The organism is Sphingobacterium litopenaei, assembly GCF_014692495.1.
Lineage (GTDB): Bacteria > Bacteroidota > Bacteroidia > Sphingobacteriales > Sphingobacteriaceae > Sphingobacterium > Sphingobacterium litopenaei.
In genome coordinates this window covers 213972-223580 of record NZ_JACOIJ010000003.1, presented here as the reverse complement: position 1 = coordinate 223580, position 9609 = coordinate 213972, and the positions used below count along the sequence as shown (strand labels likewise).

Below are 9609 nucleotides of genomic sequence, written 5' to 3'. Positions count from 1 at the left end.
TTGCCTTCGTAAAGGCCTTTCATAGCTTCTTCTTTGAAGCGCTCAAAATCAAATTTCTCGTTGTTCATTATACTGTGTCTAAAAATAAGTATTTATTTAATGACACAGTTTAATTTACACCCTCTTTTCTAGTTAAAAATTTAAATGCTTCTAATGCTTTTTTGTCTGTTTTGAAAGTCAAATCTTCTTCTTTTAGATTTTCAAGCTTTATTAATCTGAAAACTTCTAATTTATCCGCAACCAAATTATTGTTAAAATCAAAAGGTAAAGTCTTTAAATCAATATTTAATTCTTCTAATGCTTTTACCTCATAATAGATTGAGATAATTTGACTATTATTAAAACTAGATTTTTCATAAAAGTCCGTAGTGTAAATATGCCTTATCACGTCAATCTTCAGGTTACACTCTTCCATAAATTCTCTTTTGAGTGCATCTATCAGACCTTCTCCATATTCTAATCCTCCACCTGGAAACTTAGTGAACGACACACTTTGTGTTCTTTCATCAGTAATCAACACTTCGTCGTTTTCGGTTCTAAGTATTCCGTATACTCTGACGTTAAATGGAAACATTTCGCTTTATTTATTTTTCTTAGATAAATCTTTTAAATATATATTCTTGAATTCTACGGGCTGTCCTTCACTTTGCAAAGCAATAAAACCTCTTTTTAAAGCAGTTCCATCTATTTTAATACGTGGATCATAATTATTGACTATTGGGCCTCCGATATGTGGTTTAGAATAGGTCAACACCGTATCGCCTTCGATAATATGATGTACTAACGAATCGCCTAATACAATTAATTCTGCTTTCACCCACTGATCTCCGTGGTATGTTTTGGAAGTGGAATTTATACAGTGTGTCGTTAACAATTCATTATTATAATAAATATGTGTACCAGGTGAACACATATTGCCTGTAGGTCTGGGTTTGCCATCACCTAACCCGCCTAAAAATTGCATTTCTACCGAAATAGGCCAATCTTGATTGGCTGGCATAGTACGAGGATCTTGTGAATGAAACATGACTCCACTATTTCGGATGGTATAGTCTGGTGCTCCTGGATAAAGGTCACCGTAGAATCTATATTCTAATTTCAAATGATAATGAGAATAGGGGATATCGTAATACAAATGCCCAAATCTATCCTCATATTTTTCTCCATAGCCATCGTAGTTTACTTGGATTACACCATCTTTTACACGAAATGTATTGGCAAAATTATTACCCACTTCATAAGGGTAGATTTTTGCAGTCCATCCTGACAAATCTTTACCATTAAATAGTGGTTTCCATTCTGGAGTGTTTTCTTTGCTTACAGCGCATCCTAGTAAAAAAAGACTACAAAATATTGCTGGAGAAAGTTTCATTTTCATGGTGTTAAATTTCTATGAATCCATTTTCAACAGCTGCTTCGTCGACAAACAATACGGAATAATGTCTTGGAAGTAACCAGCCAATTGTATTAGAAATAATCTCAAATTTTTTGTCATCTGCTATCTGAGGAGGAGTGAAATTGAAAACCAAATCTTGTTTTACATCTTGCTCATTCTCATAATTTCTAGCAATCATCATCGCTTTTGGTGTTTCAATGCCTGCATGCTTTAAAAATTCACGCAATTGATTTTTAAGATATTTAGGTAAGATAGCGTCCGAAGGAGCACCTATCAAAATTTGTTCATCAGGTTTGATCTCTATTTGCTCTCTATTGTTGGAGAAAATGCTTTTTTCAGCATAAAAAGTGTCATTCAATTCGTAATTGACAATATCTCCATACGTAAATATCCAATCTGGTCTTTCATTCTGCGGATTGATAACTACGCCGAATCCTTGTGTTAATATCGCAGGAAGTTGTTTGTTGATTACAAAAGCTTGGAAGCTTTCGTCAGCTTTCACATTTTGAAGCTGTATATAAGGAAAACCATCACTTGCAATAACGACCTCAGGACTACCTAATTTAAGGTTTGCTTGATCCACGGCTTGTAGAAAATTGGCTATCCAATTTTGATCGCGTTCTGCAAAAGGCACTTCTAGTAATGAATTCAATATCACCGTCTTTTCTAAATCGCCTAACCCAATTTCTGGTTTATTCTCATTATTCGTTACACTCATACTCTAATTTTAAATCTTTAAGTTGCGCTTAAAAGTACATAATTCTTATCTATATTTTAGGAGTAATATTAAATTATTGGCTATATTGTAAAGAGTTATTTTGCTACTTTTGTTGAATAAGAATATAAGTTAATGATAGATTCGAAACTGAGTACACCTATGAACGTAGCCACATCTAAGTTAAGTTATGATGATTTTCGTGAAATCATATTGAAAGACTATGAGGCGGCAGTTCAAAGTAGGTATGTAAGTTTATTGGGAAGGAAAGAAGTGCTAACGGGCAAGGCGAAGTTTGGTATTTTTGGTGATGGAAAAGAAATCGCACAAATCGCTTTGTCAAAAGTATTCGAAGATGGTGATTGGCGATCAGGATATTACAGAGATCAAACTTGGGCTTTTGTATCTGGAATAAGTACAGTGTATAATTTTTTCTCACAACTGTATGCTCATCCCTCATTGGATGCCGATATTTCATCCGGAGGTAGACAAATGGTTGCCCATTTTTCTACAGCACTTACCGATGAAAATGGCGCGTGGAAAAACCAAACCATTCAGAAAAATTCATTTTCTGATATTTCTACCACAGGTGGGCAGATGTCGCGTACATTGGGTCTGGGCTTAGCTTCTAAGCTTTACCGAAATAATAAAGATCTTGAATATTTAAAATATTTCTCCAACAAAGGAAATGAAGTAGTTTTTTGTACGGTTGGTAACGCCTCTACTTCGGAAGGTGTATTTTGGGAAACTATCAATGCTGCTGGTGTGAAACAAATTCCAGCCGTGATTTCTGTTTGGGATGATGGTTATGGTATTTCTGTTCCAAATGATATTCAAACTACTAAATCCGATATTTCAGAAGTACTTCGTGGTTTTCAGCGAGATAATAATGCATATGGATTTGAGATTTTTAAGGTAAAAGGTTGGGATTATGCTGGTCTTTGTGAGACCTATGAGATGGCCGCAAAAATTTCGCGCGAAAAGCATATTCCTTGTTTAGTACATGTGACAGAATTGACTCAACCCCAGGGACATAGTTCTTCGGGTTCGCATGAGCGCTATAAGTCTGAGGAAAGATTACTTTGGGAACAAGAATTTGACTGTAATGTCAAAATGCGTCAATGGATTATTAGTTCGGGTATAGCAGTTGAGGCAGAGCTTAAAGAGATTGAATCTACTGCAAAAGATTTAGTTCGCGCAGAGCAGAAAAGAGCTTGGACGGATTACCGTAAGCTGTTGCAAAGTGAATTGGACGAAGCGATTCATTATTTATCAAAATTAGAAAATGAAATCGTTGAACTACCATTAAATATTTTAAAGAGTACCACAGAGCCTTCTCTTAAAGAAATATATTCGACGGTACGTCAGGTTTTGCGCGACTTGCGTTTTGAGAATTCTGCTGAAAAGGATGAATTATATACTTGGTACCTAGAAAAGCAAAAGCTGAACCAAGAGCGTTATAACAGCAAATTGTTTACAGAAAATTCTTTTTCTCCGTTAGAGGTAGAGGTTGTAGAACCAATTTATTCTACGGATTCTCCAATATTAGATGGCAGAGAAGTCTTGAACGCTTGTTTTGAAGCAAATTTCAAAAATGATGAGCGTTTGGTAGCTTTTGGAGAGGATGTAGGGAAGATTGGTGATGTAAACCAAGGATTTGCAGGATTACAGGAAAAATTTGGCGAAATACGAATTTTCGATACCGGTATTCGCGAGTCGGCGATAATTGGCAAAGGAATAGGGTTAGCCGTAAGAGGTTTGCGACCAATTGCTGAAATACAATATTTAGATTATTTGATCTATGCACTTCCTGTGTTGAGTGACGATTTAGCTTCTTTGAGTTATAGAACCAAAGGTCAGCAAAAAGCTCCAGTTATAATACGAACACGAGGTCATAGATTAGAAGGAATTTGGCATTCTGGTTCTCCCATGACAGTTTTGCTGGGAGCTTTACGCGGATTGCATATTTGTGTTCCTCGTAACATGACACAAGCTGCAGGGATGTACAACACACTTTTGCGTGGAGATGATCCAGCTGTAGTGGTGGAATGTTTGAATGGATATCGTTTAAAAGAAAAAATGCCTTCCAATGTAGGGGAATTCACCGTTCCAATCGGTATAGCTGAAGTCATACGTGAGGGTGCCGATATTACTGTAGTATCTTATGGATCGACACTACGCCTTGTACAAGAGGCGGCTATGGAATTAGATAAGATTGGAATTTCTATAGAAATCGTGGATGTACAATGTTTACAACCATTTGATCGTACACAAGTGTGTTTAGCTTCTTTAAGCAAAACAAACCGAATACTGGTAGTGGATGAGGATATGCCTGGCGGTGCTTCTGCGTTTATATTGCAACAAATCTTAGAACAGCAGAATGGATATTATCATTTGGATAGTAAGCCTAGAACATTATCTGCGAAGCCGCATCGTCCTCCTTATGGGTCAGACGGTGATTATTTCACTAAACCATCTGTAGATGATATTATTGAAGCTGTTTATGAGATCATGAATGATGTCAATCCACAACAGTTTCCAAAATACTTAGTTTAAAAAAAGCTAAGTATTTTGATTAAAATATAGAAGCAGCGCCAATAAGTGCTGCTTTTTCAGCATATTGGGCTTGAATAATTTTATATTCTGAAAAATAATTATCCAAATCAATTAAATTCCATGCTTTTGCGATATTTCCTCCGATTACGAAGCAATTACAGGAATATTTATCGCTAAAAAAAGCTAAGAAATCTTTTAATTGTTCACGGTAATCTCTTATTAATGTGTCAAATTCTGGAGAATTACCATGATTGTCAATTATCTCTTTGAGTCCTTTTTCTTTACTTCCTTTTAAAGATTCAAAGGTTTTGGTAAACCATCTTGTAACTAAGTATTCTTCAAAAATTGATTCTCGATATTTTTCTTTCCACAAGTCCGCATCAAAAGCTTTCTCATTTTGTGACCATACAGCACTGCCTAATCCTGTTCCTAACGTAATACCTAATACTTTTTCTTCCGAAGATAAATTTTGAGCATAAACTTCGCCTTGTAAAAATGCCGCGGCATCATTTATGTATTTTATTTCAATTGAAGGTATTTCCAATTCGTTTTTTAAAGCTTCTGTTACATCTAATTTGTAGATAGCATCGTATTTATCTTGATTTTTCATTAACGATATTCCCTTCTCATAATCAAAAGGACCTGGCATTGCTATTCCAATATGGTCAATTGTTCCATCAAATTTATATAGGCAAGATTTTATATTACCCGACCATCCTTGAAAAATCGATTTAGCATCTGAAGATGAATTAATATGTGTACGTGAAAGTGTATATGATAAAATTTCCCAATTTTGGGTATTAACAATAGCGGAAGTAATATGAGTTCCACCAATGTCACACGCTAAAATAAAAGAAGGGGCTTCTGACATAATTGCAATTAGATTAACTTAGTTATCATTCAAAGATATGTTTTCTTATTAAAATTTGAACATAAAATTTTTAATAAGTTAAATTTTAATTACATAAACTGCGATCCACGTAGGTTTTACCGCCGTTTCTATTTATATAATAGCAGCCTCCTCGAGGACCACGTATATAGGTTCTGCCAGAATTATTCGTCGAATTACTTCTAATAGTTTGAATTTTGTTATTGGAAGAAGAGGGGTTACTTGAAGTTGATTTACTATTCACGTATTCCCAAGTGCCATTTGATCGAAGCAATACTTTCTTTCCATCTTTTGTCGTGGCATATTGGTCTTGAGCTTGCACAGCTAAAAATAGCATCAAACTAAGAAGAGTGAAGAATAAAGAGTTCATAGGTAATAAAAGGTTAAATAGTTTCCGTAAAAATACGGAAACTATTTTAAATATGAGTATAAGCTCTTTGCTTAAGCAGTTGATCAGCAATAACTAAAGCCGCCATAGCTTCCACAATAATTACAGCACGAGGAACCACACAAGGATCATGTCTACCTTTACCTGAAATTGTTGTTTCTTCTCCTGCTTGATTCAAAGTTTCTTGGTCGCGCATAATTGTAGCAACAGCTTTGAAAGCTACTTTGAACGTGATGTCCATGCCGTTAGAAATTCCACCTTGGATACCGCCTGAAAAGTTTGTTTTAGTAACAACTTTATCGTTTTCCGTCGTGAATACGTCGTTGTGTTCGGAGCCGCGCATTCTAGATCCTTCGAAGCCAGAACCATATTCGAAACCATGAACCGCATTAATGCTCAACATCGCTTTACCTAATTCAGCATGCAACCTGTCGAAAACGGGTTCGCCTAATCCTGCAGGAACACCTCGAATAATAGTCGATATACGTCCACCCACGGTATCGCCGTTTTTACGAATGTTATCAATGAAATCAATCATTTCATTCGCAGCTGCGGGGTCAGCGCAACGTACAATATTGGATTCACGTGTTTCTAATAAAAGATTTAAATCAGAAGAATCCACATTAGGAGCTTCGATTTGACCTACGCCAGATACATGAGCAAAAATCTCAATGCCTTGTTGTTTTAAAAATAACTTCGCAATAGCACCTGCAGCTACACGAGCCGCTGTTTCGCGCGCTGAAGAACGACCTCCGCCACGGTAATCACGAATACCATATTTCATTTGGTACGTGTAATCAGCGTGTGAAGGACGGTATTTGTCTGCGATATGCGAATAATCTTTAGAACGTTGATCTTCGTTAGGAATTACAATCGAAATAGGCGTACCTGTTGATTTTCCTTCGAAAACACCCGATAAGATTTGAGCCGTATCACTTTCTTTACGTTGTGTCGTAATTTTAGATTGACCAGGTTTGCGCTTATCCAATTCGGATTGAATAAAAGCTTCGTCAATCTCAATATTTGATGGGCATCCATCCACAATAACACCAATGGCTTTGCCGTGAGACTCACCGAAAGTGGTTATCCTGAATAAATCGCCAAATGAATTTCCTGCCATAATTTGATTTTAGTAGCGTAAATATACTTATTTGCTCACTAATAATTTTATATCCTGTCATTCGGACGCTAGGAGAAATCTCTTTTAAGATTTCTCATTACGTTACACTTCATTCGAAATGACGATTTTAAATTCGGAATGAAGTTATAATGTTTTTATTCTGCTATCGAAAAACTTTGTGCTGTTAAATGTTCCCAATACATCGGATATGATTTCTCAACAACATGTGGTTCTTCAATTTGGATTTCATTGAAAACTAAAGCCAAAGGTGCAAAAGCCATTGCCATACGGTGGTCTTCGTAAGTCGCAATAGAAATAGCTTCTGGTTCTTTTACATTATCTGAATTCAAATGATAAATTTCATTATCTTCTGTCAATGTAGCGCCAAATTTGCCAATTTCATTTTGTAAAGCAGTAATACGGTCTGTTTCTTTGATTTTTAAAGTTTCTAAACCAGTAAAAGATACATTACGTTTTAATGCTGCCGCAACTACGACTACTGTTTGTGCCAAATCAGGACATTCTTTAAAATCAAATAACGTTTTATCTGATTTTGCATCTGATTTTTGCAATAAAATTCCTTTTTCTTCAAAAGTCGTTTTTACGCCAAAATGTGTCATGATTTCAGCAATCGCAATATCGCCTTGAAGGCTATTTTTCTTTAAACCTGGAAGTCTAATTTCTCCTTCTTCAGCTAAAGCCACCATCGCATACCAGTACGAAGCTGCGCTCCAATCTGGTTCTACATAAATCGTCGCTTCCTTTGCTTCTTGTGGAAGAATCTGAATATTATTGCCTTCCCAAGTATGTTGAATTCCTGCTTCAGCCAACATATTCAAAGTCATTGTCACATAAGGGCGCGAGGTCAATTCACCTTCAATCTCAATAGTCAAGCCTTTTTTCAAGGATGAAGCTATCAAAAGGAGTGAAGAGATATATTGACTACTTACATCGCCTTTGATAGAAACCTTGTCTTTGCCTTGGAATAATTTACCTTCAATATGCAAAGGAGGGAAGCCCGCTTTTTTGACATAATGCACGTCCGCACCGATAGTTTTCAACGCATCAACCAAAATTCCGATAGGACGCTGTTGCATACGTTCCGTTCCTGTCAAGATAAAATCACCAGGAATCAGATTCAAGTATGATGTCATAAAACGCATTGCCGTTCCTGCTGGACCGATATCAATTGTTTTTTGACCTTCGCCTGCTAAGTTAGCGTCTTTAATGGCTTTGGTTAACAATACGGTGTCATCAGCTTCAGAAAGGTTTTCAATCGTAATTTTTCCTTTGCTAAGCGCTTGTATAATAAGAGCACGGTTGCTCTCTGACTTGGAGCCAGTTAGTTGAACCGTGCCACTTAATTTTTTTGTTGAATGAGATAGCTTAATGCTTTTGTTACTCATTATGCCTCCGCAGTTGTTTTTACGTTCATAATCTCATTTTGCTTGCGAATAGATTCGTTGTGCAATAATTCTAAGTATTTCACTGTAAAGTCTTCGCCCAAGTTCAATGCTTTTGCTAATTGAACACGTTTTTGAACGATTTCATCCCAACGCGAAACTTGTAAAATAGTTACATTATTATCACGTTTGTACTCACCGATTTTCTCCGCGATTTTCATACGGTCACCGATAGTTTTAAGAATTTGGTCATCCAATTTATCGATTTGCTGACGCAATTCTGCTAATTTATCTTCGAACGCAGGGTTGTTAGATTCAGCTTTACGTACATTAACGCTATCCAATAAATCTGCTAAAGCAGCTGGTGTAACTTGTTGTTTTGCATCCGTCCAAGCTACTGAAGGGTCGATATGTGATTCGATAATCAAACCTTGCATATCCATATCCAATGCTTTTTGAGTTACGTAAGGAATCAACTCGCGGTTACCACAAATGTGGCTTGGGTCATTGATTAAAGGTAATTCAGGAGCAATAGTTTTCAATTGAATCGCTAAATCCCACATTGGCTCATTACGGAAAGCAGTTTTTTCGTATGATGAGAAACCACGGTGGATAGCACCAATTTTTTTGATACCAGCACGGTTGATACGCTCAATAGCACCTAACCATAATGATAAATCAGGGTTAACTGGGTTTTTGATTAATACCGGAATATCAACACCAGATTCTTGAATAGCATCCGCAATTTCTTGCACAGTGAACGGATTAGCTGTAGAACGTGCTCCTACCCAAAGCACGTCTACACCAGCAGCCAAAGCTTCTTTCACGTGTTGCGCTGTTGCAACTTCAGTTGCTGTCAATAATCCTGTTTCTTCTTTAGCACGTTTTAACCATTCTAAACCAATGCTACCAATACCTTCGAATTCTCCTGGACGAGTACGTGGTTTCCAAATACCAGCACGCAATACGTTTACTTTACCTGTATTTGCTAACAAGTGTGCTGTAGAAACTAATTGCTCTTCTGTTTCAGCACTACAAGGTCCAGCAATGATTAATGGTTTACCGTTTGTATCTATCCAAGAACTTAAAGGAAGGATGTCTAAAGAATGTTTCATTTTTTATTTGAATTTTTTTATTTACAA

At 36.4% G+C, this 9609-nt stretch carries 9 protein-coding genes; 1 reads left to right on the top strand and 8 read right to left on the bottom strand.

The window, feature by feature from the left end; genetic code table 11:
* Positions 1-109 precede the first annotated feature (109 nt).
* The 3 genes from H8B04_RS03170 to H8B04_RS03160 are packed head-to-tail and all read right to left on the bottom strand — an operon-like array spanning position 110 to position 2114.
* On the bottom strand, positions 110-574 hold the full coding sequence (locus tag H8B04_RS03170) for an NUDIX domain-containing protein (protein WP_190301427.1): 465 nt from the start codon (positions 572-574) through the stop codon (positions 110-112).
* 6 nt (positions 575-580) lie between these two features.
* Complete coding sequence (locus H8B04_RS03165; protein ID WP_223815222.1) at positions 581-1378, bottom strand: 3-keto-disaccharide hydrolase; 798 nt, start codon at positions 1376-1378, stop codon at positions 581-583.
* A 4-nt stretch (positions 1379-1382) separates the two neighbouring features.
* A complete protein-coding gene (locus H8B04_RS03160; protein WP_190301426.1) occupies positions 1383-2114 on the bottom strand; it encodes a hypothetical protein in 732 nt (243 codons plus the stop codon).
* A 132-nt stretch (positions 2115-2246) separates the two neighbouring features.
* On the opposite strand from H8B04_RS03160, the gene H8B04_RS03155 reads away from it, so the two are divergent.
* Entirely contained in the window at positions 2247-4667 is a 2421-nt protein-coding gene (locus H8B04_RS03155; protein WP_190301425.1) for an alpha-ketoacid dehydrogenase subunit alpha/beta, read from the top strand.
* A gap of 19 nt (positions 4668-4686) precedes the next feature.
* Here H8B04_RS03155 and H8B04_RS03150 read toward each other — a convergent pair whose 3' ends face one another.
* From H8B04_RS03150 to H8B04_RS03130, 5 genes are all read right to left on the bottom strand, one after another.
* Positions 4687-5538 carry an ROK family protein gene (locus H8B04_RS03150; RefSeq protein ID WP_190301424.1) on the bottom strand — a complete coding sequence of 284 codons (852 nt, stop codon included), beginning with the start codon at positions 5536-5538 and terminating at the stop codon, positions 4687-4689.
* An 85-nt stretch (positions 5539-5623) separates the two neighbouring features.
* Complete coding sequence (locus tag H8B04_RS03145; RefSeq protein ID WP_190301423.1) at positions 5624-5926, bottom strand: DUF3157 family protein; 303 nt, start codon at positions 5924-5926, stop codon at positions 5624-5626.
* A 46-nt stretch (positions 5927-5972) separates the two neighbouring features.
* Positions 5973-7064, bottom strand: a complete 1092-nt coding sequence (gene aroC, locus H8B04_RS03140) for a chorismate synthase (protein ID WP_190301422.1) — start codon at positions 7062-7064, stop codon at positions 5973-5975.
* Positions 7065-7219: 155 nt separating this feature from the next.
* Entirely contained in the window at positions 7220-8470 is a 1251-nt protein-coding gene (gene aroA / locus H8B04_RS03135; protein ID WP_190301421.1) for a 3-phosphoshikimate 1-carboxyvinyltransferase, read from the bottom strand.
* Positions 8470-9582 carry a chorismate mutase gene (locus tag H8B04_RS03130; protein ID WP_190301420.1) on the bottom strand — a complete coding sequence of 371 codons (1113 nt, stop codon included), beginning with the start codon at positions 9580-9582 and terminating at the stop codon, positions 8470-8472. Before H8B04_RS03130 ends, aroA begins: the two co-directional genes overlap by 1 nt.
* Between the last annotated feature and the right edge of the window lie 27 nt (positions 9583-9609).

Coding starts and splice junctions, on each gene's coding strand:
- H8B04_RS03170 (WP_190301427.1), bottom strand. CDS start 574: ATGTTTCCATTTAACGTCAGAGTATACGGAATACTTAGAACCGAAAAC.
- H8B04_RS03165 (WP_223815222.1), bottom strand. CDS start 1,378: ATGAAAATGAAACTTTCTCCAGCAATATTTTGTAGTCTTTTTTTACTA.
- H8B04_RS03160 (WP_190301426.1), bottom strand. CDS start 2,114: ATGAGTGTAACGAATAATGAGAATAAACCAGAAATTGGGTTAGGCGAT.
- H8B04_RS03155 (WP_190301425.1), top strand. CDS start 2,247: ATGATAGATTCGAAACTGAGTACACCTATGAACGTAGCCACATCTAAG.
- H8B04_RS03150 (WP_190301424.1), bottom strand. CDS start 5,538: ATGTCAGAAGCCCCTTCTTTTATTTTAGCGTGTGACATTGGTGGAACT.
- H8B04_RS03145 (WP_190301423.1), bottom strand. CDS start 5,926: ATGAACTCTTTATTCTTCACTCTTCTTAGTTTGATGCTATTTTTAGCT.
- aroC (WP_190301422.1), bottom strand. CDS start 7,064: ATGGCAGGAAATTCATTTGGCGATTTATTCAGGATAACCACTTTCGGT.
- aroA (WP_190301421.1), bottom strand. CDS start 8,470: ATGAGTAACAAAAGCATTAAGCTATCTCATTCAACAAAAAAATTAAGT.
- H8B04_RS03130 (WP_190301420.1), bottom strand. CDS start 9,582: ATGAAACATTCTTTAGACATCCTTCCTTTAAGTTCTTGGATAGATACA.